This is a genomic window from Mesorhizobium sp. M0243 (assembly GCF_040321775.1).
Classification (GTDB): Bacteria; Pseudomonadota; Alphaproteobacteria; order Rhizobiales; family Rhizobiaceae; genus Mesorhizobium.
The window spans coordinates 247097-271174 of the sequence record NZ_JAMYSF010000004.1 but is presented as its reverse complement, the minus strand read 5'-3'; the positions used below and the strand labels follow the sequence as shown (position 1 = coordinate 271174).

27 protein-coding genes are annotated in these 24078 nt (G+C 61.8%); 8 read left to right on the top strand and 19 right to left on the bottom strand.

Annotated elements, in window-relative coordinates; translation table 11 throughout:
* Nucleotides 1-14: 14 nt before the first annotated feature.
* The 4 genes from NKJ11_RS07470 to NKJ11_RS07455 form a co-directional block, all read right to left on the bottom strand.
* Nucleotides 15-1856, bottom strand: coding sequence for an ATP-dependent nuclease (locus tag NKJ11_RS07470; protein ID WP_352792994.1), 1842 nt, complete (start codon nucleotides 1854-1856; stop codon nucleotides 15-17).
* A 178-nt stretch (nucleotides 1857-2034) separates the two neighbouring features.
* The gene (locus tag NKJ11_RS07465; protein ID WP_352792993.1) at nucleotides 2035-2427 is read right to left on the bottom strand and encodes a Rid family hydrolase; all 393 of its coding nucleotides are present in this window, start codon (nucleotides 2425-2427) and stop codon (nucleotides 2035-2037) included.
* 350 nt (nucleotides 2428-2777) lie between these two features.
* On the bottom strand, nucleotides 2778-3239 hold the full coding sequence (locus NKJ11_RS07460; protein WP_352792991.1) for a DUF6644 family protein: 462 nt from the start codon (nucleotides 3237-3239) through the stop codon (nucleotides 2778-2780).
* On the bottom strand, nucleotides 3240-3623 hold the full coding sequence (locus tag NKJ11_RS07455) for a DUF6152 family protein (RefSeq protein WP_023809710.1): 384 nt from the start codon (nucleotides 3621-3623) through the stop codon (nucleotides 3240-3242).
* A gap of 211 nt (nucleotides 3624-3834) precedes the next feature.
* Here NKJ11_RS07455 and NKJ11_RS07450 point away from each other — a divergent pair, with 211 nt between their 5' ends.
* On the top strand, nucleotides 3835-4155 hold the full coding sequence (locus NKJ11_RS07450) for a DUF1476 domain-containing protein (protein WP_292679787.1): 321 nt from the start codon (nucleotides 3835-3837) through the stop codon (nucleotides 4153-4155).
* Between the two features lie 168 nt (nucleotides 4156-4323).
* Here the strand turns inward: NKJ11_RS07450 and NKJ11_RS07445 are convergent, their stop codons facing one another.
* Nucleotides 4324-4878, bottom strand: coding sequence for a DUF4142 domain-containing protein (locus NKJ11_RS07445; RefSeq protein WP_352440425.1), 555 nt, complete (start codon nucleotides 4876-4878; stop codon nucleotides 4324-4326).
* A 209-nt stretch (nucleotides 4879-5087) separates the two neighbouring features.
* Complete coding sequence (locus tag NKJ11_RS07440; protein WP_352792990.1) at nucleotides 5088-5831, bottom strand: DUF899 family protein; 744 nt, start codon at nucleotides 5829-5831, stop codon at nucleotides 5088-5090.
* A gap of 145 nt (nucleotides 5832-5976) precedes the next feature.
* Between NKJ11_RS07440 and NKJ11_RS07435 the strand changes: the two genes are divergently transcribed.
* Nucleotides 5977-6312: a hypothetical protein gene (locus NKJ11_RS07435; RefSeq protein ID WP_352759609.1), complete on the top strand. Its 336-nt coding sequence runs from the start codon at nucleotides 5977-5979 to the stop codon at nucleotides 6310-6312.
* Between the two features lie 13 nt (nucleotides 6313-6325).
* Here the strand turns inward: NKJ11_RS07435 and NKJ11_RS07430 are convergent, their stop codons facing one another.
* The 5 genes from NKJ11_RS07430 to NKJ11_RS07410 form a co-directional block, all read right to left on the bottom strand.
* Nucleotides 6326-7150 (bottom strand): carbohydrate ABC transporter permease, encoded by an 825-nt coding sequence (locus NKJ11_RS07430; RefSeq protein WP_352792989.1) that lies wholly within the window; start codon nucleotides 7148-7150, stop codon nucleotides 6326-6328.
* 1 nt (nucleotide 7151) lies between these two features.
* Nucleotides 7152-8114, bottom strand: a complete 963-nt coding sequence (locus tag NKJ11_RS07425) for a carbohydrate ABC transporter permease (protein WP_352792988.1) — start codon at nucleotides 8112-8114, stop codon at nucleotides 7152-7154.
* Nucleotides 8115-8160: 46 nt separating this feature from the next.
* On the bottom strand, nucleotides 8161-9429 hold the full coding sequence (locus tag NKJ11_RS07420) for an ABC transporter substrate-binding protein (protein WP_352792987.1): 1269 nt from the start codon (nucleotides 9427-9429) through the stop codon (nucleotides 8161-8163).
* Nucleotides 9430-9589: 160 nt separating this feature from the next.
* Nucleotides 9590-10078 carry a GNAT family N-acetyltransferase gene (locus tag NKJ11_RS07415; RefSeq protein ID WP_352792986.1) on the bottom strand — a complete coding sequence of 163 codons (489 nt, stop codon included), beginning with the start codon at nucleotides 10076-10078 and terminating at the stop codon, nucleotides 9590-9592.
* A gap of 5 nt (nucleotides 10079-10083) precedes the next feature.
* Nucleotides 10084-10986, bottom strand: coding sequence for a transglycosylase SLT domain-containing protein (locus NKJ11_RS07410; protein ID WP_352792985.1), 903 nt, complete (start codon nucleotides 10984-10986; stop codon nucleotides 10084-10086).
* A gap of 181 nt (nucleotides 10987-11167) precedes the next feature.
* Here NKJ11_RS07410 and NKJ11_RS07405 point away from each other — a divergent pair, with 181 nt between their 5' ends.
* Nucleotides 11168-11737 (top strand): methylated-DNA--[protein]-cysteine S-methyltransferase, encoded by a 570-nt coding sequence (locus NKJ11_RS07405; RefSeq protein ID WP_352793020.1) that lies wholly within the window; start codon nucleotides 11168-11170, stop codon nucleotides 11735-11737.
* Between the two features lie 10 nt (nucleotides 11738-11747).
* Complete coding sequence (locus tag NKJ11_RS07400; protein ID WP_352759600.1) at nucleotides 11748-12020, top strand: hypothetical protein; 273 nt, start codon at nucleotides 11748-11750, stop codon at nucleotides 12018-12020.
* Nucleotides 12021-12055: 35 nt separating this feature from the next.
* On the opposite strand, the gene NKJ11_RS07395 is transcribed toward NKJ11_RS07400, so the two are convergent.
* Both NKJ11_RS07395 and NKJ11_RS07390 read right to left on the bottom strand, forming a co-directional pair.
* The gene (locus NKJ11_RS07395) at nucleotides 12056-12445 is read right to left on the bottom strand and encodes a nuclear transport factor 2 family protein (RefSeq protein WP_128303820.1); all 390 of its coding nucleotides are present in this window, start codon (nucleotides 12443-12445) and stop codon (nucleotides 12056-12058) included.
* A 1-nt stretch (nucleotide 12446) separates the two neighbouring features.
* The gene (locus NKJ11_RS07390) at nucleotides 12447-13349 is read right to left on the bottom strand and encodes an MBL fold metallo-hydrolase (protein ID WP_352792984.1); all 903 of its coding nucleotides are present in this window, start codon (nucleotides 13347-13349) and stop codon (nucleotides 12447-12449) included.
* 156 nt (nucleotides 13350-13505) lie between these two features.
* Between NKJ11_RS07390 and NKJ11_RS07385 the strand changes: the two genes are divergently transcribed.
* Nucleotides 13506-14396: a LysR family transcriptional regulator gene (locus NKJ11_RS07385; RefSeq protein WP_164892914.1), complete on the top strand. Its 891-nt coding sequence runs from the start codon at nucleotides 13506-13508 to the stop codon at nucleotides 14394-14396.
* A 26-nt stretch (nucleotides 14397-14422) separates the two neighbouring features.
* Here the strand turns inward: NKJ11_RS07385 and NKJ11_RS07380 are convergent, their stop codons facing one another.
* Nucleotides 14423-14752, bottom strand: coding sequence for a hypothetical protein (locus NKJ11_RS07380; protein WP_023809723.1), 330 nt, complete (start codon nucleotides 14750-14752; stop codon nucleotides 14423-14425).
* A gap of 276 nt (nucleotides 14753-15028) precedes the next feature.
* Between NKJ11_RS07380 and NKJ11_RS07375 the strand changes: the two genes are divergently transcribed.
* Complete coding sequence (locus NKJ11_RS07375) at nucleotides 15029-15241, top strand: cold-shock protein (protein ID WP_010910991.1); 213 nt, start codon at nucleotides 15029-15031, stop codon at nucleotides 15239-15241.
* A gap of 236 nt (nucleotides 15242-15477) precedes the next feature.
* On the opposite strand, the gene NKJ11_RS07370 is transcribed toward NKJ11_RS07375, so the two are convergent.
* The 3 genes from NKJ11_RS07370 to NKJ11_RS07360 all read right to left on the bottom strand — a co-directional run bounded on the left by NKJ11_RS07370 (nucleotide 15478) and on the right by NKJ11_RS07360 (nucleotide 17960).
* A complete protein-coding gene (locus tag NKJ11_RS07370) occupies nucleotides 15478-16086 on the bottom strand; it encodes a glutathione S-transferase family protein (protein WP_128303818.1) in 609 nt (202 codons plus the stop codon).
* Nucleotides 16087-16224: 138 nt separating this feature from the next.
* Nucleotides 16225-17073: an EAL domain-containing protein gene (locus tag NKJ11_RS07365; RefSeq protein ID WP_128303817.1), complete on the bottom strand. Its 849-nt coding sequence runs from the start codon at nucleotides 17071-17073 to the stop codon at nucleotides 16225-16227.
* Nucleotides 17070-17960, bottom strand: a complete 891-nt coding sequence (locus NKJ11_RS07360) for an EAL domain-containing protein (RefSeq protein ID WP_352440418.1) — start codon at nucleotides 17958-17960, stop codon at nucleotides 17070-17072. The genes NKJ11_RS07365 and NKJ11_RS07360 overlap by 4 nt, the downstream gene beginning before the upstream one ends.
* 206 nt (nucleotides 17961-18166) lie before the next feature.
* Between NKJ11_RS07360 and NKJ11_RS07355 the strand changes: the two genes are divergently transcribed.
* Nucleotides 18167-19369, top strand: a complete 1203-nt coding sequence (locus NKJ11_RS07355) for a pyridoxal phosphate-dependent aminotransferase (RefSeq protein WP_128303815.1) — start codon at nucleotides 18167-18169, stop codon at nucleotides 19367-19369.
* A 90-nt stretch (nucleotides 19370-19459) separates the two neighbouring features.
* Here NKJ11_RS07355 and NKJ11_RS07350 read toward each other — a convergent pair whose 3' ends face one another.
* Nucleotides 19460-20977 carry an MFS transporter gene (locus NKJ11_RS07350; RefSeq protein WP_128303814.1) on the bottom strand — a complete coding sequence of 506 codons (1518 nt, stop codon included), beginning with the start codon at nucleotides 20975-20977 and terminating at the stop codon, nucleotides 19460-19462.
* Between the two features lie 181 nt (nucleotides 20978-21158).
* The gene (locus NKJ11_RS07345; protein WP_128303813.1) at nucleotides 21159-21554 is read right to left on the bottom strand and encodes a (R)-mandelonitrile lyase; all 396 of its coding nucleotides are present in this window, start codon (nucleotides 21552-21554) and stop codon (nucleotides 21159-21161) included.
* Nucleotides 21555-21863: 309 nt separating this feature from the next.
* On the opposite strand from NKJ11_RS07345, the gene NKJ11_RS07340 reads away from it, so the two are divergent.
* A complete protein-coding gene (locus NKJ11_RS07340) occupies nucleotides 21864-23915 on the top strand; it encodes an elongation factor G (protein WP_023809731.1) in 2052 nt (683 codons plus the stop codon).
* Nucleotides 23916-24078 lie beyond the last annotated feature (163 nt).

Here is a 24078-nt window from a genome sequence, read left to right as displayed (position 1 = left end):
GTAGGGCTATCCGCTCAACCAGCCACATCCCTGATACTTCTGCGCATCCGCATCTGCGGCTGTGCCGCTGACGATGAACTTTCGGTAGCTGAAATAACGGCCTCGACGGCTTTGAACACCGCATCGAACGCAGAAAAAGCTTCATCCGGCAGCTGAGGTACAACGGCCTTCGCAAAGGCCATTTTGGAACTCTCATCAATTGCCTGCACTTCTGTTCCTCCCGCCAGCGGCACCCGGAACACTTCATTTCCCAACTTTCTGTTGGCTGTTAAAGGAGTAAGTACTAATCGACGACCATCGACCACAACTGATAAGTATTGATCGGGAAACAAGAATTCAATCGGGAGATTTTCATTCGTCGCGCATAAAGCTCTAAAATCTGGAACAGGCATAAGAATTCCGAATGAGCGTCCGTTCTTCGAAGATTTTACATCCGAAAAAAGATCGTTTGCGACAAAATTATTATCTAATCTCCACTCTTTCACCCCGCTCTCATCGCGATCAAATAAGCCGATGACAACATGCGGATTGTCAGCGGCGACTGCCTTCAGACACAACGACAGCTTAGATGAACCAGCAGCACCTCCGCCACTACCATCGCTTGTATCACAGCTCTTAATACGAAATATTTGTTTCGATTTTCTTAGGCGCTTCCAAGCCTCACAAAGAATTAACTCGTCGGTTTTGCCTTCTGTTAAAAGTATCGGAGACTTTATCTCAAATAATTCATCTCTAATACTTCCTATTTCCTCCTTGAACTTATTTATTTCTAGCTGCTGTATGGAATAAGATTCGAGAGCTTTAGCCACAGCCGGCAGATAAAAACCTTCTCCAATTGCAGTCACAGCATCAAATCGTTCGAGATTCTTGCCCTGAACGATAGTTGCATCGCCACCCTCTCCGTCTCTGGTGACGTAGAATCTAGTTATCTTGTCAGAGGTTAGGTTATAGAAAGATGGGCTATGTGTGGTGGTAAATATCTGGACTCCATCGCCGGCTGAAATCTTCAAGAGCCGAACAGCTTCTGCCTCAGCAGCTACGAAATCCAACGAATTTTCGGGCTCCTCGAACCCCCATATATGAAACTGGAATCGATCTCTCTTTGATATAAAGTTGAGCAGTTCGGGAATATGTCGAGCCTTGATGCCATCGCCCCTTTGCGTCGTGAGCGATTTTGAAATGCCCCCCGCATTACTGATTGTCTCGAAATCTAAGGTTTGGAAAAGCTCATCCATTTTACTGGGGGAAGATATTTTGGTTTCATGAGCTATCTCTTTTGGAAGATCCGAAAAAAGACTGCTCGTTAGGCCCTGAACTCTACTTGCAAAATCACCAACTGTCGATAAAAACTCGTCCGACTCAGACAATGTCTCATATATATTAAAAAGAAGACTTCGGAATATCGTGGGATCTTTTATCGCTGGGATATAAATAAATCTAAATAAGTTTATAAACCTCGTAACGATATGTCTTTGATTCTCCCGAATATGCGACGAAACCTCTTCGTGGTAATCATCCCCACGAGATACTGTCCACTGCCTCTTCACATAAAATCGCTCGCCGAGAGACCTTTGATAATTCTTCGGAGTTGCAAACGTAATTTTAACATATATAAACTTCCTAACATCGTCCGAATTCTGAGATTCAGTTAAGCGCTTATCCGAGAAATCAATGCCAAAATCGTAGTCATTAATATGATCTGTTTTGTTGTTAAAAAAGAGGTTCAAAGCGCGAACTATATTCGACTTGCCAACGTCGTTCTTCCCAAATATTATATTCAAATGATTGCATCTATACAACGTAACTTTATAAAAGCTACGAAAATACGCGATTTCAATTTCTTGAATAAGGTTCACAGCCATCCCCCAGGTAGACGGAGGAAGCTACTACACATTTTAGCCGTCAAACAGTGCGTAGGGGCGAGGTATTGGGCGGCACCACATCATTTGCCCAGGTTTATTCAAGAATACTCGTATGGCTGCGATCCCAGGCATCGACTTTGGCTTCTAGAGCTATCAGCTTAAGGGTTGCCCCTCACGCCACCGCCACGCACTCGATCTCGATATCAAACTCCATCGGCCATGACGCCACCGGCACAAAGCTCCGCGCCGGCGGGTTCACGCTGAAATACCGCGCATAAACCCCGTTGATGGCGTTGTAGAAGCCGGAATTGACGGCGTAGATGCGCACCATCACCACATTGTCCAGCGAGGTGCCCGCCGCTTCCAGGCAATGTTTCAGCGCCTTCAGCGACGCCTCGGTCTGCGTTTCGATGTCGCCGCGCACCATCTCGCCGGTCACCATGTCCACCGGCGGCGTCGCCGAGATGAACACGAAGCCGTTGGCCCTCACCGCTGTCGAGCAGGGAAGGCCGAGCGCCCGCACCTTGTCCGACATGACAGGCACTTCGATGATTTCTTTTTTCATGGTGGTTCTCCCTGAGTATGCAGCAGGCTGCCGCGTTAGCGCTAATGAAGAGCCCCCTAACCTTCCCCCCAAGGGCAGGGCTACCGCATGTGGATTCTTGCGAAGAAGGACCCCCACCCTAACCCTCCCCACAAGGGGGAGGGAACGCTGCCGCGTGCCTTTAAATTCTTCTTTGGCGCCGAAAGACAGACGATTTGCCTAGGTCAGCGCCAACGGAAGTCTCCCTCCCTCTTGTGGGGAGGGGTTAGGGGTGGGGGTCCTCTTCGCAAAAAAACTGTAGGTGACAACCCAGGTGCTTCAGGGAGCTTATCCCTGCACTGGCGGAACACCAGTGCAGGCGCTCGCTCTAATCAGAGAAAACCGATGAACCGTCCGGCGAAAAGCACGGAAATCCACAGCAGAATCGAGAGCACGGCCAGGACGATCCCACCTGCCGGCTCGCCGCGGCCTGTTGCGCGGGAGAAGCGCATGAAGGCGAGGAAGTTGACGCCGGCGAGAAGGATGAGTGCCATCTTGGCGAGGAAAACCGGCATCGCCGCATAGGTGCTCGCCTTCACTGAAAACAGCAGCGAGCCTGTGACGAACGCGCCCGCGAACGCCGCCAACGCAATGTGGCGCAGCAGCCCGACGAACGCCGCATGCGGCAGCGAGCGGAAAGCGCCGCAGATCCTGAGGTCCATGAGAACGACGCTGGTCAGCAGCGCGCCGATCGACATGATGTGGAGCGCATTGACCACGGGGTAGGCGACGAAGGACGCCTTCAGCCACCGCGCCAAAGCGAGTTGCTCGATGCCGGCGAGAAGCTCCGTCATCTAGGCCGGCGGCACGCGGTCGGGATAGACATCATAGGTCTTCCCGTTGACGATGAGGCGCACCGCCTTCATGCGCTTTTCGGTCGCCTCGAGCGAGCGGTTGCCGATCGCGGTCACCTCGTCGCCGACCTTGGCCACCTCCTCCGTGAAGCCGGCGGCGATCGTGCGGGACGGCGGCGCCATCTCCACCCGCCAGGCCTCGCCCTCGGCGTCGACATCCAGCGTGGCGTGCGGATTGCCGATATAGATGGCCGTGATCTTGCCCCTGAGTTCGAAAAACCCGTCCTGCGTCCACGACCAGCCATGATGGGCATAGGCCGCGGTGCCGGCTGCAAGGATCACGGCCGCCGTCAGCAAGACGCCGCGAATTCCGTTGAACTGCATCGCTCGTCTCCTCGGTTCATCCAGAGGCATTCGAGAGTAGGACACAGCACGGCGACGTCAAATCACATCGGGCGAAGACCACTGCCGCCAGGCGCCCGCTCAATCACCGGCGACCTTGCCTTGCTAATGACATCCATGCGCGCCACTCTCGCCTCTCCTGCCGTTCTTCCCCCAGGCTGAAGACCGGACTCACATCTAAACGAGGCAAACCATGAGCAGCATGAGAGACCGTCAGGAAGGCTTCGAAAAGAAGTTCGCGATGGACGAGGAAACGAAGTTTAGGGCCATGGCGCGCCGCAACAAGCTGCTCGGCCTGTGGGCCGCCGAAAAGCTTGGCAAATCCGGTGCGGACGCCGACGCCTATGCGAAGGAAGTGGTGCACGCCGACTTCGAAGAGGCCGGCGACAACGATGTGTTCCGCAAGGTCCGCGCGGATTTCGACGCGGCAGGCATCGCCCAGTCGGATGCCCAGATACGCACCGCCATGGAAGAACTGCTGGTGACCGCGGTCGAGCAGATCAGGTCGACCTGAGCAGCGCTCAGCCTTGATCGGTATAGGGCGTGCCGTCCTTGAGGCACAGGGCCACATTGTGGTGTTGGTTTGCCAAGCGGGCTGGCTTCCATGGTAGCGCTCTACGGCGCCCCCCACAGTACTGCCGGACACAGGGGGGCGCCATAGAGCGTCGACCTTGAACCGCCCTCACCCCTGATGCGCGGCCGCCAGTTCCTTCACGTGTTTCTCGTGCATCTGCAGCGTTGGCAGCGTTTTCTTGGCGAATTCCTTCATCGCAGGGTCGTCGCCGGATTGCGCATAGCCGCTGAACAGCGCGACGGCTTCCTTGTGCGCGTTGGTCTGCATCTCGATGTATTTGGCCTGGAACTGATCGCCGCTGGCGCTCTTCAACTCATCGAGCATCTTCTGCTCCTTGGGCTGCAGGGCCGGACCGGACGGCGCTGTGGCCGAGGTTGTCTGGCCTTGGGCAAGCGCCGCCTTGAATTCCTCGCCGGCCTTGGTGTGATCGGCGATCATCTGTTTGGCAAACGCCTTGACGTCGGCGTCGGTCGCCTTCTGCTCGGCGAGCTTGCTGGACTCGATCTCGAACTCATTGGCGCTTGGCACCGTCTTGATGAAGGTCGAAGTGTCGACCTTCGTCGTCGTGGCGAGCGGCGTGGTCGTGGCGGTCGTGTTCGACTGGGCAAAGGCCGGCGCGCCGGCAAGCAATGCTGCTGCGGTCAGAATGGTAAGCGTTTTCATGGCATGTCTCCGGTTGGAATTGTCCCTCGGACAATCCAACGTCGCTTGGGCACTCCGGTTGCAGCTCATGAGGAAGAAGCCTGCGCATGTCGCCTCAATCGCCTCACCGATCCGTGCCGGGCTCGAACCCTCGCCGATGCCCTCGTTCGAGCCAGCCATGGGACTCATGTTCCGAAAACTGAAACGCGGCGGCTGACCAGAGCTGCCTTTCAGTGGCAACACGCCCCGCCATATTGCAACTGCTCGTTCCAGTTCGGGCGGCCTTCAGGCGTGAAATCCATCAGGTTCCACAGCGTTTCGCAGGTACCAAGGCCGCGTGGGTCCTGGCCCGGCTCCGTCGGTGCGAAATCCAGTTCCGAGCTCCAGAAATGGCGTATGCCGTCGCCGTCGCGGTGGAACACCGACAGCAGCGGGATCTGTGAGCCGTCGGCCGCCTCCGCATTGTAGTCGCGCTTGAAGCTGTTGGAAGCCGAAGACACCAGCCGCATGTTGCGCCAGCCCCGGTCGCGGCCGAGCGCGACCAGGTTTTCGAGCGCGGTCTTGCCCACCACCGCGAAATTGAAGCCGGCGGCCTGGAGATGCCCGACGGCGCCGTCGAACTGATCGAGCAATGCCGTGCAGGACGGACATGGCTGGTCCGGTCGGGCAAGCTTCGCCGTGCCGCCGCTGGTCGCCACATCGCGCTTCTCCTGCGGGTGACGCGGGAACATCATGTTGTAGAGGATCAGCGTATCCTTGCCCGGCGCGAACAGCTCCGAAAGCTTAATCTTGGCCGGCCTTCGATCGGTATCCAGCCCGTCGAACTCATAGTCCTGACGGATCAGCCCGCCCGGCGGCAGCGCGCGCCGGGCCTCGGCGACCTCTTCCATGACGCGGCGCAGCTCGATTTCCTTGCGCAGCAGTTTTTCGCGCGCGGTGCGGTATTTCGCGGATTCGTTGGGAAAGGTGATCATGATCGGCTCCTTCAAGTCGCGGCGCCGGCGTCCCGGCGCGGTCGCTCTGCGACCCAAGGACGTTTGGCGGCGATCGGTCCCGACATTTATTGCGCATGGTGAGATGTCGTAATACCTGTTCGGGCAGCGTGATCCGGGGAACAACATGCACGACGACGAGATCGATCTGCGCTGCCCGCAAGTGGTGGCCGACAATGCCGCCAAGGGCCTCAGGCTGCGCGGCGAATTCGGCCGCGGCGGCACCGGGATCGGCGTGGCCCGCGCCACCGAGCTGAAGAACCGGGAAAAGCTCGCGCCCTCCACCATCCGCCGCATGGTCAGCTATTTCGCCCGCCACGAGATCGACAAGCGCGGCAGGAACTACGGCAATGAGCAAAACCCTTCGGCCGGCTACATTGCCTGGCTGCTGTGGGGCGGCGACGAAGGCCGCGCCTGGGCGCTGGAGCTCAAGCAGAGGATCGGCAACGCACCGGACATCTGAGCGTTTCGCCCCCTCACCCCTTGACCCCGCCGGCGGTGAGGCCGGAGACGATCTTGCGCTGGAAGATCAGCACCAGCACCACCAGCGGCACCGTGACGATCACCGAGGCCGCCATGATGTTGCCCCAAGGGATCTCGAACTGCGAGTTGCCGGAGAGCAGCGCGATCGCTACCGGCACGGTCCGCTGTGCGTTGTTGGAGGTGAAGGTCAGGGCAAACAGGAACTCGTTCCACGCGCCGATGAAAGCCAGCAGGCCGGTGGTCGCCAGCGCCGGCCACATCAGCGGCAGGAAGACCCGCGTGATGATGATCCACGGCGTCGCGCCGTCTAGGATCGCCGCCTCCTCGACCTCGACCGGCAGGTCGCGGATGAAGGTGGTGAGCACCCAGACGGTGAACGGCAAGGTGAAGATCATGTAGGAGAAGATCAGCGCGAATAGCGAATTGTAGAGGCCGAACAGGCGGACCAGTTCGAACAGCCCGGCCAGCAGCGCCACCTGCGGGAACATCGACACCGACAGGATGATGAACAGCAGGGCCGAGCGACCGCGAAAGCGAATGCGCGCCAGCGCATAGGCTGATGTGACGCCGAGCAACAGCGAAAGCGCAACCACCGCGCCGGAGACGAACAGCGAGTTCAGCAAGTTGCGCACGAAGCTGCCCTCGGTCAGCACATTCCGGTAATTGGCAAGACTGATCGTCCTCGGCCACAGATCGGCTCGGAACAGGTCGGTCCCCGATTTCAGGCTGGTGACGATGGCGTAGTAGAACGGGAACACGGCGACGAAGACGATGACCGCGACCAGCAGGTAAAAGGCCGTGCGCTTCACGATCCACATGTCAGCGGCCTCCGTCCAGGCTTATCCGGCCGATCCGGATGGTGACGATGGTGAGCAGAGCGAGGATCAGGAAAAGCAAGGTCGAGGCGGCGGAGCCATAGGCGAACTTGTCGAACTCGAACAGGTTCTCGCGGGCGAACACCGACATCGACTTGGTGTGCACATTGTTGGGCGTCAGCACATAGATCAGGTCGAAGATGCGCAGCGCATCGAGCGCGCGGAAGATAACCGCCACCATCAGGGCCGGGCGGATGAGCGGCAAGGTCACCCGCCAGAAGATCTGCCAGGGGTTCGCGCCGTCGAGCCTCGCGACCTCGATGATCTCCCTCGGCAGCATCTGCAGCGCGGCCAGGATGAGCAGCGTCATGAACGGTGTCGCCTTCCAGATATCGACGATGAGGACGGCCGCCATCGCCGTGTCGGCGTCGGCCGTCCAGGCGATCTTGGTGCTGATCAGGCCGAGATTGAGCAGCACGACATTGATGATGCCGAACTGGTCGTTGAGCATCCATTGCCACATCTTCGCCGAGACGATCGTCGGGATCGCCCAGGGGATCAGGATCGCTGCCCTGACGATGCCGCGGCCGGCGAATTCCGCGTTGAGAACCAGGGCAACGATCGTGCCGAGGATGGTCTCGCAGGTCACCGAAATCACTGTGAAACGAACCGTGTTCCAGACGGCACGCCACCAGACCGGATCGACGAGCAACCCGTCATAGAGGGTCCGGCCGCTCGGCATGTGCAGCACCGAGAAATAATTGCCGAAGCCGATCCATTGGCGCGCGTCGAGGTCGGCCAGCGAGGCGTCGGTGAAGCTGAAATAGACCGTGCGGGCAAGCGGCCAGCCGGCCGCCGCGGCGAGCACCAGCAGCATTGGCGCCAGGAAAAGCCACGCCGAGCGAACGCGCTGCGCCGTCAACTGCGAGTGCGCGGCCCTGGCTGTTTCCGGTTCCGTCCGTGTCATCTCGCTCCGCTCGTTGCGGTCCCGCCGGGTGGCTGTCCCAGTATCGTCACCAGCCTCGGCCCTTCAACTTGGTCAGCGTCGCTTCGAGGTCGGCCAGATTGTCGGCGGCAGTGCCGTCGCCCGACAGCGTGTTGTGAACGGCGTTCCAGAACTGGCTCGACGCCTCGTTGTATTTGATCCTGGTCGCGGCCGAGGGGCGCGGCACCGCATCGAGAAAGATCTGCTTCCAGCGCGGAACGATCGGCTGTTGCCTGGCGATGTCGGCATCGTCATACAGCGCCTGGATGGTCGGCAGGTTGGACGTCTTCAGCGTGCGGTATTTCTGCATCGCGGGCGAGGCGATGAACTTGACCAGGTCGATCGCGGCATCCGGATGCTTCGAATATTTGGAGACGGCGAGGTTCCAGCCGCCCAGGGTTGCGACCGGTCGGGCGCCCTCGCCCGTGCCGGCCGGCAGCGGCGCCACGTCGAACTTGCCCTTGATCGGCGAGCCCTCGCCGTTGCCGAGCGCGTAGGCATAGGGCCAGTTGCGCATGAACACCGCGTTGCCGGTCTGCCAGACGCCGCGCGATTCCTCTTCCTGGTAGGCGAGCACGCCGGGCGGCGCGATGGTCCCGACCCAGCCCTTGACTATGTCGAGCACCGCCGCCGCTTGGCTGTTGTTGACGGAGATGGAGCCGTCAGGCTCGATGATCTGGCCGCCGCCATTCGACATCACCCATTCGAGCGCGTCGCAGGTCAGCCCCTCATAGGCATTGCCCTGAAAGACGAAGCCCCAGATATCCCGATTGCCGGCCGCACGCTCCTTGTCCATGACCAGCTTGGCGGTGTCGGCCAGTTCCTTCCAGGTGGCCGGCACCTTGGCGCCATATTTGTCGAGGAGATCCTTGCGGTAGTAGAGCGCCGGCGCATCGGTAAAGATCGGCAAGGCGACGAGCTTGCCGTCGACGGTCTGCGACTGGATGATCGACGGGAAATGCTCAGCCACGATATCCTTGGTCGCTGCGGTCAAATCCACGAGCTGGCTGGCGAGTTGCGGCGCCCAGATCACATCCGTCTGGTAGACGTCGATGTCGCTGTTTCCGGCGGCAAGCCAAAGCCGGTACTGGCCGAACTGGTCGGTCCCGGACGCCGGCATGACGACGATGCCGACCTTGTTGCCGCTGTCTTTCTCGTAACGGTCGAGGATCTCGCGCAGCACCTTGATGCCATCGCCGGTGTCGCCCGACACGATCGACAAATCGACGGCCCATGCTGGCGTGCCAGCGAGCATGGCAGCGACTCCGACCGCAAAGAATGCGTGAGAAAACTTCATGGTGGTGGATGTCCCTCCGCAGCCGGTGACGGAAAATCCTCCCACGCGCCGACAGCTTGTCAGGCCCACCCTGCAATGAATGCGGAGCGACGCTTTGGGTTCCCAAAGCGAGCCATTCCCTGTGACCGGCGATCGGGCCGATCCGCCCGGCTGGAACGGTTCAGCCTTCCCAGGCGACGGGGCTCATCCCAAGCCGTTCATAGAGCCGGACGGCGGCGGGGTTCTCGACCGTGTTGGTCTTGAGGTCGACATGATCGGCGCCGCGTTCGCGAAAAATGGCGAAGGCGTGCCACATCAGCGCTTCGGCAACGCCCTTGCCGCGCGCCTCGGGATGAACGGCGAGATCCTTGACGAAGGCGCGGGTCCAGCACAGCGCCGCCGCCGCCAGCCGGCCCTTGGCGTCGATGACGAGGAAGCACAGCGCCGGGTCGGATTCGGGATCGTCCGCGATACGCGGCCACCACTCGTCGAACGGGCCATCGGCGCCATCATCGAACACTTCGGTCAACAGCGCATGCAGGGCGGGCGCGTCCCCGGGCTCGAAGCTGCGCATGACAAAACCCTCCGGCCAATGTGGCGGAACCAGCGTCTCGTCGAGGATTTTGCGCAGCCGGATGTCGTTCAAAGCCGGCGGGCGCGGTTCAGGCATCGCGCTCAGGCGTCGGGCTGCAGGCGGCGGCGCTGGCGGTCGCGGCCAAGGCCGGTCGCCTCGAGCAGGCCCTTGCGCTTGGCGTCGTAATAATAGCCGGTCTGGTAGAGCCAGTCGGCCTTCTTGGCGTTGCCGCCGGCCACCAGCCAGGCGCCGCGCAGATATTTCACCGCGTATTTCAAATTGGTCTCGGCGTCGAACAGGCCCTTGGCCGCCCCGTCATAGCCCATGCCGCGCGCCGTCGCGTGCTTGATCTGCATCAGTCCCCAATGGCCGTTGTTGTAGGCTTTCGGGTTGAAGGTGCTCTCGCGGTTGACGACATGGCGCACCAGGTCCACCGGCACCTGATATATCGCGGCGTACTTCTCGATCAGCCGCTCAACATCGCCACGCACGCCCGTCGCGTGTTCTTCCGTCGGCCCGACGGGGCCCTGCACCAGGGCAGCCGGGTTCTGCGGCACGACATAAGCGACCTGCTGGACGCCTGGCATCCGGTCGCCCTTGGCGGTCGCCGGCATGACGAGCCCTGCGGTCGTATAGGTCTGGGCGGCCTTGACCGGCTCGCCCGCAATGGTCGGCGCAGGCGCCTGCCAGGCATTGGCGGTCATCACGGCGGGCACGGCTGGTGCCGCCGGCGTCGAACCGGCAAAGGCGGCGGTCGCTGCCGCCGGCTGTGCTGTGGGATCGAGCGGCAGCTCGGCCGTCTGAACGGGGGCAATACCGGAGGATTCCGGCAGCACCGAAACGGTCTCCGGCAGCGGCACGGTGAAGCCGGCGTCAGTGCCGGCGACGGTCGCGGTTTCGGTAAGAGCAGGCGCGGATTTCATCTGCGAGGTCGACGTGCAGCCGCTGATGCCGGCGGCGGCCAGGATCACGCCGATCGCGATAAGGTTGAATTTTGCTGGCAAGCCGCGCTCGGGTCCGATTTGTCGGGTTGTTAAGAAATCCCTTACACCAGCGATTCATGAGCGGCAATCGGGGCCATCCGGTGGTTTTCGGGTGGCGAGACGCAGGCGGTGATGCCATATTGTTCTGGATATGTACTGGGACGAATCCCGGTTTTCGCCACTTTGCGGAAAGGAACGCATGATGGACACGACAGCTTCGATCACGGCCGGCCACGCAGTGTTAGAAACAGTGATCGGCTTTATGGGCATTGCCTGGAGCGAAAAGGGCCTGATCCGGCTCTGCCTGCCCGAACACAGCCGCGAAGCGGTGGAGCGGCGCCTGCTGCGCCATGGCAGCGTTTCCGCCTCCACGGCCCAGCCGCCATGGGTGGTCGAGCTGATCGCGGCGATCAAGGCCTATGCGGCGGGCGAGGACGTCGATTTCTCCGCCGTGCCGGTCGATCTCGATGGCGTCGACGATTTCCGCCTCGCCATATACGACGCGGCGCGAAAACTCTCCTTCGGCGAAACCACCACCTATGGCGAGCTGGCCAAGACCGCCGGCCATGCCGGGCTCGCCCGCGAGACAGGTGCTGCGCTTGGCGCCAATCCGGTGCCGCTGGTCATCCCCTGCCATCGCATCCTTGCCGCCGGGGGCAAGATCGGCGGCTTCTCTGCGCCCGGCGGATCGATCACCAAGGAGAAGATGCTGGCCATGGAAGGCGTGCGCGTCGGCCCGCTGCCACCGGCGCAGGTGTCGTTCGGGTTTTGAACGGCGGCCGGTGCTGGCAGTAAGCCGGGATCAGTACATCGATCGCCTGTTGACCGGGTTGGCGGGCACCGGCTGCATCACGTCCCAATGCTCGGCGGAAAATATCCACGATGACCGTCTCTGGCGTGTCAGCCGTTTTCGGCTGAACGACCTGGGGCATGACAAGATCGCCTTGGGCGATCACCCGCTTGAAGTCGACCGCCTGTTTCGGCCAATGGGCAACTCCCATCTTTTCCAGAAGCTGCCTGACCGAGTCGCGACCGTCCGTCATCGTCGGGTTTAAGTTGCAGCATGGATGTCTCCCTGGTTGCGTCGGTGTCAGGTCAGTGCGCGCGCGACGAGGACCGTATCGACATACTGCCGCATGCGGATGATCTTGCCGTCCCGCAGTTCGTAGAGATGAGCGAAGGGGGCCGTCATGGATTTTCCCGTCGCCTTGTATGTACCGGAATACACGCCGAAGGCCGCCACCCGGTCGCCATCGGCAATGAAACTGTGCACGGCGGCGTGGTATCCGGTCCACTCCGAGCCGAGCCGCTTGAAAACACCCTGCATCAGGGCCTCGACGCCGATATAGGTGCCGGCATAGGGAAACCCTTCCGCCTCGGTCCATTCGATGTCGGCGGAAAGAACGGCCAGCAGATTGCGGCCGTTCTCCTCGGAAGTTCCCTCGTAGGTTCTACGGATCAAATCGAGGTTCGTCGCCATCTCAGCCCCACTTCATCTCGCCCTTGGCGACCTTGGATCCGACATCGAGGGCGACGCCCATACCGAGGCCGGGGAAGCGGGCCTCCATGGCCGCCTTCAACGCGGCGCTGTCTGCCGCCTTGCCCAGTTCTTCCTCGAAGGTGATGAGATAGGACTTGGTGAACTCCACCGCCGAAGGACCAATCGCGGCATCGGGGGCCATGTGGCCAGGCACCACGACAGCGGGCTTGCGGGCGGCAATCGCGTCCAGCGTCTTGATCCAGGCGGCGCGGCTCTCCCTGGTCTGCGTGTCGGCGGTCCAGACATGAACGCCCGAGAAGATCATCACTCCGCCGAAAACGGCATTGAGCGACGGCACGAACAGATAGCGGCGGTTGGCCAATCCTTCTTCCGCATTGACGATCTCGACAGTCTCGCCATCGACGGTCAACGTTGCGCCGTCGAATGCCTCGGGGAAGACGATGTCGGACAGCGCCTGCGGGCCATTTTCTTTCAATTGCGGACCCCAGACGGCGAGCTTCTTCTCCACATTGCCCTTAATGGCTTCCAGCGTGGCGGAGGCGGCGATCACTTTTGCCTCCGGGAAGGCGTCCCGCACCGGCTTCAGGCCGAAGTAGTAATCGGGATCGGACTGAGTGACGTAGATGGTGGTCAGCTTCTTGCCGGTGGCCTTGATGGCATCGGCGAGCGCTTTGCCGTCCGGATAGGTGAAGCCGCCATCGATCAACAGGGCTTCGCTCGGCCCCGACAGCAGCACCGGCGCACGGAAGAAGCCGTTTGGACCCGCCGGGAAGTTTTTCCAGCCAAGCTTGGCACCGGCGGCTCGGCCGCTGTCGATGGGAGCGAAAACGGCGGTTGCGCCGAGGGCCAATGAGGTCTTCATGATCTGTCTCCTCGTGAGCATGGAATATCTCCGTTGAATGAAAGGGATCGGATGCGGCTGCGCACCCGCCGGCCGCAGGGCGGACGGTGGAACGGCACGGTAGGCCCTCTGGATTAATCAATAAATTGGCTATAATAATACAAACTGTATGTTGAAAGCTTACAATGAGCCTTCGTGGTGGAATCGATAAACCTCAATCGCCTCGCCTATTTTGCCACCGTGGTCGACGCCGGTTCCTTCACCCGCGCGGCCGAGCGGCTTGGCATCACGAAAACAGTCGTCAGCCAACAAGTCGCTCGCCTCGAGGCTGAGCTGCGGACCACGCTTCTCGTTCGCACGACGCGAAGGGTCGAGCCGACGGAAGCAGGCCGTCTTCTGCATGCACGCTGCGTTCTGATCCTGCGGGATGTCGAAGAAGCGATCGCCGAGGTTGGCGAGGCCAACGCCGAGGTGGCCGGTGTGCTGCGTGTTTCCGCGTCCAATGATTATGGCGCGATCGTGCTGGCCCCGATCGCCGCCCGCTTTCGCCAGAAATTTCCTGCCTGCGGCGTCGAACTGCTCATTTCCGATGCCATAATTGACTTGATCGACAACAAGATAGACCTGTCCATCCGGGTCGGCTGGCTGGAGGACTCCAGCCAGCAGGCGCGCCGCATCGGCACCTTCCGGCAAATCCTGGTCGCGTCGCGGGATTTCGCCGCCGGGATCAGAGTAGACAAGCCAGAAGACCTTTCTTCCTTACCGCTCGTTGCCAATGCCGTGCTTCGCAAGCCGTTCACCTGGAACTTCACCCGAGGCGGTTTCGAGCCGCGCACCATCACCCTGCGCGAGGCATTCTCCATCAACTCGACGCCGGCTGTGCTGGAAGCGACGCTCGCCGGGGGCGGACTGGCAGTTCTGCCGGACTATCTGGTCGTCGACCACCTATCGCAAGGCCGCCTCGTCCACGTGCTCCCCGACTGGGTGCTGCCCTCCGGCGGCATTCACGTGGTCTATCCGGCAGCGCGCTTTCGCCCGCAAAAGGTGACGCAATTTGTGTCCATGCTCACAGAACACATCCGGGATTGAGAGCAATGGCTGCCGGTCGATAAGCGCTAGTTGTTGTGGAAGAACCGCCGGCGGAAATGCCGGTCATTGTCCGGCCGCTTACAGTTGTAGACCGGGCAGGACTTTGTGTCGGCGCTCGGCACGTAGGCCCGTGTCCTCACCTCGCCCATGCTGCAGAATCGCTGGCTCTGTACATAGCGGTCGTAGAGCGGCAGCCCAGGCACCCGCTTCGACTGATAGCGCAGGATGACGGCCCCTTGCCGGGCGATCGTCCCCTGAACCTTGCCGCAGCTCATACGCGTCGGGTCGTAGCGCGAGATCGCCTGCGCCTGAGCGGCGACAAGCGTGAGGCAGGCGGCAAGCAGAATGATTTTCATGGTCGTCTCCCCTGATCCGCCGCTCGAGAACAGCGTGATCTGCCGCAACGTTTTCAGCAGATTGGGGCAGCCGTTGGGCAGCGCTCGATCACGGCTTTCTCACGCAGTCTTGTATTTTATGCGAAACCAGCCTATATGCCTTCCATTGATATTTCGGCCGATCGATCCGGGCCTCGCGATCTTCGCGTTTGCTGACGTCTATCTCCAAAATCTCGATGCACACCGGCTGGACTTCGGTCCGGTCAATCTAAAGCAAATGTTGAAGGACTATCTAAAATGGCAACAGGAACGGTCAAGTGGTTCAACGCCACCAAGGGCTTCGGCTTCATTCAGCCTGACGCGGGCGGCGCGGACGTTTTCGTCCATATCTCCGCTGTCGAGCGTGCTGGACTGTCGACCCTGGTCGAAGGCCAGAAGATCAACTTCGAGATCGAGCAGGACCGCCGCACTGGCAAGTCGTCCGCGGGATCTCTGAGCAAGGCAGCCTGATTTTGCGAAGTGCGCGCGCCGGGCGAGAGCTCGGGGCGCGCGGCAAGTCACGGATGTACTGACAGTCGCGCGAGAAGCGCGCTGGAGCGGAAAGACCCGACAAGCTGGATCAGCAGATAGCTGCCAGCCCGGACCCGACGCTCCCGATCAGGCTACCAAGCATGGAAGGCGGGATTTATCCCGCCTTTTTGCTGTCTGGAGATCGGCGCCGCAGGCGATACGACCACCGGCGTTACTTACTCCACCCAATCGATCGGCACATGCCCCGGATCGGCCTCTACCCGGCCAAGCCAGGCCGCCACCGCCGGATAGGCGTCGAGCTGGAAACCACCCTGCTCCGCCGTATGCGTATAGGCATACAGCGCGATGTCGGCGACGCTGAGCGTGCTGCCGGAAAAGAAAGCATTGTTTTCCAGATGCCTGTTCATCACGCCGAGCGCCTTGTTGCCGCGCTCCAGCGTCACCGCCAGCCGCTCCGGGGTCGCATCCCCGGCACGTTCGGGGAAGGTCAGCAGCGCCTTGCGCACGGCAATGTAGGGCTCGTGGCTGTATTGTTCGAAGAACAGCCATTGATAGGCGAGCCCACGCTCATACCTGTCCGCCGGCAGGAAGCGTGTGCCTTCGGCGAGATAGAGCAGGATGGCGTTGGATTCGGCCAGCCGCCGGCCATCGTCGAACTCGAGCAGCGGCACCATGGCGTTCGGGTTCTTGGCGACAAAATCGGCTTTGCGTGTGTCGCCTGTGTGCGAACTCACTCCGACATTGGTAAAGGCAAGGCCAAGCTTGGCCATCAGCAGGCGCGGCTTGTAGCAATTGCCGCTGTCGATCATGCCGTAGAGTATCATGGCTGTTCTCCGGAGCACTGTCTCCGCGCGATTATCGCAGCGGCGGCGGCCTCAACCAATGATTTGTTTTGGTACGACGATCAGCGCCGCTGATGCAAAGCGTCCAAGGACGCTCACGGCACCAATTGTCGGCATGCCCTAGCCAAAGAGGGGCACGACCTTGCTGTCCCGGCCCAGCAGCGCATCGATGACCAGCGGCTTTTCCTCGAATACCGTGCCGGCAAGCGCGGGACGGGCGAGGAGAAAACCCTGCAGCAGGTCGACGCCGCCTTCGAGCGCGACGCGCAGATGGGTGGGCTGCTCGATGCCTTCGACCAGCACCTTGGCGCCGCGGTCATGCAGGCTGGAAACCAGCGGGCGGAAGAACCGTTCGGCGGCAGCGTGGCGGCAGAACTCCGCGAACCAGGTGCCGTCGATCTTGACGATGTCGGGCTTGAGCAGGCTCACCCGCTCCTCGGTCGAGTGCCCGGTGCCGAAATCGTCGATGGCGATGCGCATGCCGTCGCGCCGCATTTCGCGCACCAGCCGCGTGAGAAGCGCATCGTCGGCCGCCTGTTCGGTGATTTCGCAGACCAGCATGGCCGACGCCAGGCCGAACTCGCCGAGATGCCTGGTCATCAGGCGAATTTCGGCCAGTGCCCGCCCGGCATGGTCGTTGATCAACGGGTTGTAGTTGAAGAACAGGTCGAGGCCGTCGACGCCGATGTTGCGGAAATTCCTGAGATGCAGCGCCCGGCACATGGTTTCCACAAACAGCCGGTCCGAGACGGCAACGCTTTCAAAGAATACCTTCGGCGCGCCGGGGCGGCCGGCACGGTGCGGCTCGATCAGGGCTTCGGCCGCGACCGCGTGAAGGAACCGGCCGCGCGGCGCGAAAATCGGCTGGTAGGCGCTGCGCAGCCGGAACTCGCCATATATGCCGTATTCGATGCCGACTTCGTCGACCTGGATCGCATCGCCGACATTGCGCCGCCGATCATCTCTCATGTCGCCACACGGCGCCCGAAGGCCTTGACCGGCCGCGCCGAAGGCGTTGCCACGGCAGGAACCGTGTCGACGGCAGCAGCGACAGGCGCCTGCCTGGCCTTGTCGAAGACGCCAAAGCTGGTCGGCGCCAATTCGGGCCGCGCCAGCACGAAACCCTGCACCATCGACGCACCCGATTTCTCGGCGAGCTCCAGTTGCCAGCCCTCCTCGATGCCTTCGAACACCGTATGGATGCCTTGCTCCTCGAAGTTCTTCACCATGGCGGTCAGCAACGCAAAGCCGGCACCGGACTCCATCAGCTGCGTGATCCAGTAGGCATCGAACTTGACGATATCCGGCTTCAACTCCTTGACCCGATTGATGTCGGAATCGTCGGCGCCATAATCGTCGACGGCGATGCGAAAACCGTTGGCCCTCAGTGCCGCGACGAAGCCGTGCAAGGCTTCCTGCGACGCCGACCGCTGCTCGGTCACCTCGCAGACGACGCGACGCGGGTCGATGCCGGCCTCGTGCAGCACGAGCCGCATGTCGCGCAAGGCAGCGTCGGCAACAGTGCGTTCGGTGAACACCGACGGGTCGAAATTGACGAAGATCGACGCTTCCCGCGGCAGGCAGGCACCGGCGTTGAGAAGATGCAGCGTCCTGGTCAGCGCCTCGATATGCAGCCGGTCGGCGGCCGGACAGGTCGAGAAGAAATTCATCGGCGATTGTGGCTCGCCGTCGCGGAACGGTCGGATCAGCCCTTCGAACGCGACCACCGACAGCTTGCCTTCCTTGAAGGCGAAGATCGGCTGGAAGGCGCTTTGCAGCGTGTAGATGCCCCAGACACCGGTGGAGGTGCCGTCGTCCTGACGGATGATGTGGGCAAGCCCGACGCTGCGCGACACGGTTCCTCGCTCCGCAATTGGTCTGCGATCCTGCCACTCAAGCCTCTACCGCTCGTTAATGAATTTATTGTTGCCGACCGGGTCCCGATCACGGCTCCTTGAGACCTGGATCAGCCGACAATGCTTGCGTTGCGCGAAATCATGCGACATGAGAAGCGCCGCGGTCGCTCCTGGCCGCGCCGATCTTCCATGGAGACGTCAAGCTCATGGCCTTTCTTGCCGACACCCTTTCCCGCGTGAAGCCTTCCGCCACCATCGCGGTGACGCAGAAAGCGCGCGAGCTGAAAAATGCCGGCCGTGACATTATCGGGCTTGGCGCCGGCGAACCGGATTTCGACACGCCAGACAACATCAAGAATGCGGCGATTGAGGCAATCCACCGTGGCGAAACCAAGTATCCGCCGGTTTCGGGCATCGTGCCGCTGCGCGAGGCGATCGCAAAAAAGTTCAAGCGCGAGAACAATCTCGACTACAAGCCCGAGCAGACCATAGTCGGCACCGGCGGCAAGCAGATCCTGTTCAACGCCTTCATGGCGACGCTGAACCCCGGCGACGAGGTCATCATTCCTCGCCCCTACTGGGTCAGCTACCCCGAGATGGTGGCGATCTGCGGCGGCACCTCCGTGTTTGCCGACACCTCGATCGACGATGGCTTCAAGCTGACCGCTTCCGTGCTGGAAAAGGCGATCACGCCGAAGACCAAATGGCTGCTGATGAACTCGCCGTCGAACCCGTCCGGCGCTGCCTATACCGAGGCCGAACTGCGCGCACTGGCCGACGTGCTGTTGAGGCATCCGCATGTCTGGACGCTGACCGACGACATGTACGAGCACCTGACCTATGGCGATTTCGTCTTCAAAACCATCGCCGAGGTCGAGCCTAAGCTCTACGAGCGCACGCTGACCATGAACGGCGTGTCGAAAGCCTATGCAATGACCGGCTGGCGCATCGGTTATGCGGCGGGTCCGGTTCAACTGATCAAGGCGATGGACATGATCCAGGGTCAGCAGACATCGGGCGCCTGCACCATTGCGCAATGGGCATCCGTCGAGGCGCTGAATGGCCCGCAGGATTTCATCGCCAAAAACAAGGCGATCTTTCAAGGCAGGCGCGACCTTGTCGTGTCGATGCTCAACCAGGCACGCGGCATCACCTGTCCGTCGCCGGAAGGCGCCTTCTATGTCTATCCCTCCTGCGCCCAGCTGATCGGCAAGAAGACCAAAGCTGGCAGGCTGATCGACACCGACGAGACCTTCTGCTCGGAACTGCTCGAAGCCGAGGGCGTCGCGGTGGTGTTCGGCTCGGCCTTCGGCCTTGGGCCCAACTTCCGCATCTCCTACGCGACCTCGGAGAGGCTTCTGGAAGAAGCCTGCACACGCATCCAGCGTTTTACGGCTTCGCTGACCTGACCGACGCACTATGAACGCGAAAAACCCCGAAGGTTGTATCCAACTTTCGGGGGTCAGTTCATCACCGCCGTTTTTAATGGGTCGTCAGCCTCACGCCTCGTGCTTGGTCTCTTTGGCAGAGCGCGCCTCGGCCGGCGCCAACACGGCAACCAGCAGTGCGGCGGTGAGGAACGCGCCGATCGCTGCCGTCAGCATCGCGGCGTGGAAGCCGCCGGCATAGGCGGCAGCATAGAGTTCATGCACGCCGCTTTCGCCCATCGCCGCATCGGTTGCGAAATCATGCCGCGAAATTGCAGCACGAGCCACCGCTTCCGCGTCGGCGACACCGGCGTCGCCGAGATACCCGGTCAAAAGGTTGGTCGCCCGCATGCTCATCAAGGCGCCGAGCAAGGCGATGCCGATGGCAAGACCGCTCTGGCGGGTGGCATTGATGACCGCCGACACCATGCCCGAGCGTTCGCGCGGCGCATAGGACATGGCGGCAGCGCTGCCGGTCGGGATTGCAAGCGCATTGCCGAGGCCGCCAATGGCGAACAGAAGGCACAGCATCGCATAGGGCGTCGAAGGACCGGCCCAGCACATGCCGAGCATGGACAGGCCGATAGCAACATAGCCGATGGTCATCAGCGCGGAGTGACCATAGCGCGCGCTCAGCCTGCCGATCCATGGCGACACCACGATCTGAACGATGAAGGCCGGCGCCATGCGCAGGCCGGTCTGCGTCGGCGACCAGCCCTGCACCTGCTGCAGGAACATCGAGAAGAAGAAGACGCTGGAATAGGAGGTGAAGCCGAGCGCGAACGAAGCGACATTGGCGACGGCGAAGCGAACGTCACGGAACAGGCCAAGCGGCAGCATCGGCCGTGCCGTGCGCGCCTCGAAGCCGAGGAAAGCAGCCAGGCCGACGACGCCGGCGATGAGCGCCGCGACCGTCCTTGGCTCGCCCCAGCCATTCTCGCCGGCCGAGATCAGGCCAAAGGTCAGCGCCCCCAGCCACAGGATGCTGAGAGCCAGGCCGACGAGATCGAGATGGGCATGTTCGGGATGCGCCGTCTCGTTGATCGAAGCAGCACCGAGCGCGATCGTGATCAAGCCAAGCGGCAGGTTGATCAGGAAGATGCTTTGCCAGCCGACGGTCTCGACCAGGATGCCACCGAGGACGGGACCAACGAGCAGGGAGATGGCGGCGAACGACGCCCAGCCGCCAATGACGCCGGCGCGCTGGCGCGCATCGGGAAAGGCCTGCGTCAGGATCGACAGCGCGCCCGGAATGAGCAGCGAGCCGGCGATGCCCTGTACGACCCGGCCGGCCAGCAGCACCGGCAGATTGGGCGCGACGGCGCAGATCAGCGAGCCGGCCACGAAGATGCCGACGCCGGCCAGCCACGAGCGCTTGCGGCCGTAGCGGTCGCCGATCAGGCCCGACGACAGCATGAAGGCGGACAGGCACAGCGTGTAGGCGTCGACCACCCATTGCAGGCCGCCGAAATCGGTCCGCAGCGCCTGCTGGATGGTCGGCAGCGCGACATTGACGATGCTGACGTCGAGCAGAGCCACGAACGAACCAAGATAGACAGCGGCGACCAGGGGCAAACGGTGCTTTGACATGGCTACGTCCGGACGTGAGTTTCGCAATCATCACTGACCGACGGTCAGTTGAACGGGCGGCATGGCGCTGTCGATCCGGCGATTGAGCATGGCCTGCGCCACGATACGGGACTCGCCGCGAGTCGCCCTCTTCTAAAAATGTACGGCTGGAAGAGAAGCCGGCTTCCTGCGGACTGAGCATTCAGCCGCCATATTGTTCCGATGTCACCCCCTCCAGCCAATCGACATGGACATCGTCGAGCGCCTCCTGCATCGCGATATGCGTCATCGCCGATTTCGGCGCCGCGCCATGCCAGTGTTTTTCGCCAGGCGCGAACGAGATGACGTCGCCGGCCCTGATCTCCTGGACCGGGCCGCCCCACGTCTGGGCAAGCCCGGCGCCCACCGTCACGTAAAGCGTCTGGCCAAGCGGATGCGTATGCCAGTGGGTGCGCGCGCCCGGTTCGAAGCTGACCAGCGTGGCCCGCAGCCGCGCCGGCGCCTCTTTCTCGATGATCGGCGTCTGCAGCACCCGGCCGGTAAAGTATTTTTCCGGTGCGATGACGGTCGGCACGCTGCCGCAGGCAATGATCTTCATGGGTCGATGGTCCTTCAAACAGCGGGCGACGGATCGCCTGTTTTCAGTTTCGGCCGATATCGGTCGACGTGCAACAGCTTCCGGCTGCCAGCCCAGCATATGATCCGCACGGTCCACGGCCGAGCAAAGGGTTTCTATTTTTCTTGCCCTGCCGGCAAACAAGTGGGACGATGGCTTTGGGCAGGTGGCACTTGAAAAGAACCCGCCCGCGACGGTCGAACAGGCCGGCCGCCGCTCAGGACCGATTGACCAAGCCTGAACCATACATGCCAGTCGGTCCTACGGGAAACGCCTGAGTGGAGGTCAGTCATGGGTACTCGCGCCGGAGGACGACGCACGGGACCGAAATGCATTGCCATAGTCGGTCCCTTCGCAAGCGGTAAGACGACACTTCTCGAAGCCATATTGGCCCGTACGGGCTCAATTCCCCGACAAAATCCCGTTTCATCAGGTAACACCGTTTCAGATCATTCGCCCGAGGCGCGTGCCCACGCCATGAGCGTCGAGGCGACGGTCGCCACGACCGAGTTCATGGGCGAGCAGATCACCTTCGTCGACTGTCCCGGTTCCATCGAATTCTCCTTCGAGGCCGAGCCGGTGCTGGCCGCCTGCGACCTCGCGGTGGTCGTAGCCGAGGCCGACGAAAAGAAGATCCCTGCCCTGCAACTGATCATGCGCAAGCTCGACGATCTCGGCGTGCCGCGCATTCTGTTCCTCAACAAGGTCGACAAGGCAATCATCGGTGTGCGCGACACGCTGAAGATGCTGCAGCCGGCCAGTGCCGTGCCGTTGCTGCTGCGCCAGATTCCGCTGCGCAAGGACGGCGTCGTCATTGGTTCGATCGACCTGGCGCTGGAGCGCGCCTACATCTATCGCGAATATGCCGAAAGCGAGGTGGCGCAGATTCCCGGCGACGACAAGGCACGCGAATTGGAGGCACGCTTCTCCATGCTGGAGACGCTGGCCGACCATGACGACCAGTTGATGGAACAGCTGCTCGAAGAGATCGAGCCGCCCAAGGACGCCGTCTTCGACGACCTTGCCGCCGATCTGCGCGACGGCGCGGTGACGCCGGTGCTGATCGGCACCGCCGAGAAAGGCAACGGCGTGCTGCGCCTCTTGAAGGCGATCCGCCACGACGCGCCCGACATCGAGGCGACCCGCAAGCGGCTCGGCGCACCCGACGGCGCGGCCACCTTGGTCCAGGTAATCAAGACCATCCACACGCCGCATGGCGGCAAACTGTCGGTATCACGTATCCTCTCCGGCCAGGTCGTCGACGGCTCCGAACTTTGGCTGCCCGGCGGCGACACGGCCAAGGTCTCCGGCATTTACCGAATGCTCGGCAAGGACCAGGTTAAGCTCACCATCGCCAAGGCCGGCGACACGGTGGCGCTGGGCAAGCTGGACGAGGTCAAGACCGGCCAGACGCTGAGTTCGGCCAGGGGCGGCATCAAGCCGCTGCTTGAGTTCGTGCCGCCGCAGCCGGTCTTCGCCTTCGCGTTGCGCCCCAAGGAGCGCAAGGACGAAGTGAAGATGTCGGCCGCCATCCAGCGGTTGGCCGAGGAAGACCCTTCGCTTAGCCTGCGCCACAATCAGGACTCGGCCGAGACCGTGCTGTCGGGCCATGGCGAGATGCATTTGCGCGTCGTGCGCGAACGGCTGGAGGGCAAGAACCAGATACCGGTCGAAGGCCATGCGCCGGCGGTGCCCTATCGCGAGACGATCCGCAAACCGGCGCAGCAGCGCGGCCGTCACAAGAAACAGTCCGGCGGCCATGGCCAGTTCGGCGATGTGGTGATCGAGATCAAGCCGCTGCCGCGCGGCTCCGGCTTCCAGTTCACCGATACCATCACCGGCGGCGTCGTGCCGAAGACCTACATCCAGTCGGTCGAAACCGGCGTGCGCGACTATCTGAAGTCCGGGCCGCTCGGCTTTCCCGTGGTCGATGTCGCCGTCAACCTGTCGGACGGCTCGTATCACGCGGTCGATTCCTCCGACATGGCCTTCCAGATGGCGGCCAGGCTGGCGATGAAAGAAGGCATGGCCGCCTGCTCGCCGGTGCTGCTGGAACCGGTGATGAAGGTCGAGATCGTCACGCCGTCCGACGCCACCTCGAAGATCATCGCGCTCATCCCGCAGCGGCGCGGCCAGATCCTCGGCTACGACGCGCGGCCCGACTGGCCGGGATGGGATGTCGTCGAGGCAACCATGCCGCAAGCCGAGATCGGCGACCTGATCATCGAGTTGCGCTCCGCGACCGCGGGCGTTGCCAGCTACCGTGCCGTCTTCGACCACATGGCCGAACTCACCGGCCGTCTGGCCGACGAGGCGATGAACACCAACGGCAAGGCTGCCTGATGGCGTGGCGTTCCTCTCGAACCTGATTTGGGGGAACAAGAGAAAACGACGTCCGGCGGGGCCGGACGTCGTTTTGTTCGCGGACCGTTTCCTTGGGAGGTAAAACGTCAGGTCCGCCGCATTTGGTACCGCCGAGTTCGGCGGAAAAACGGTTCGGACGCGG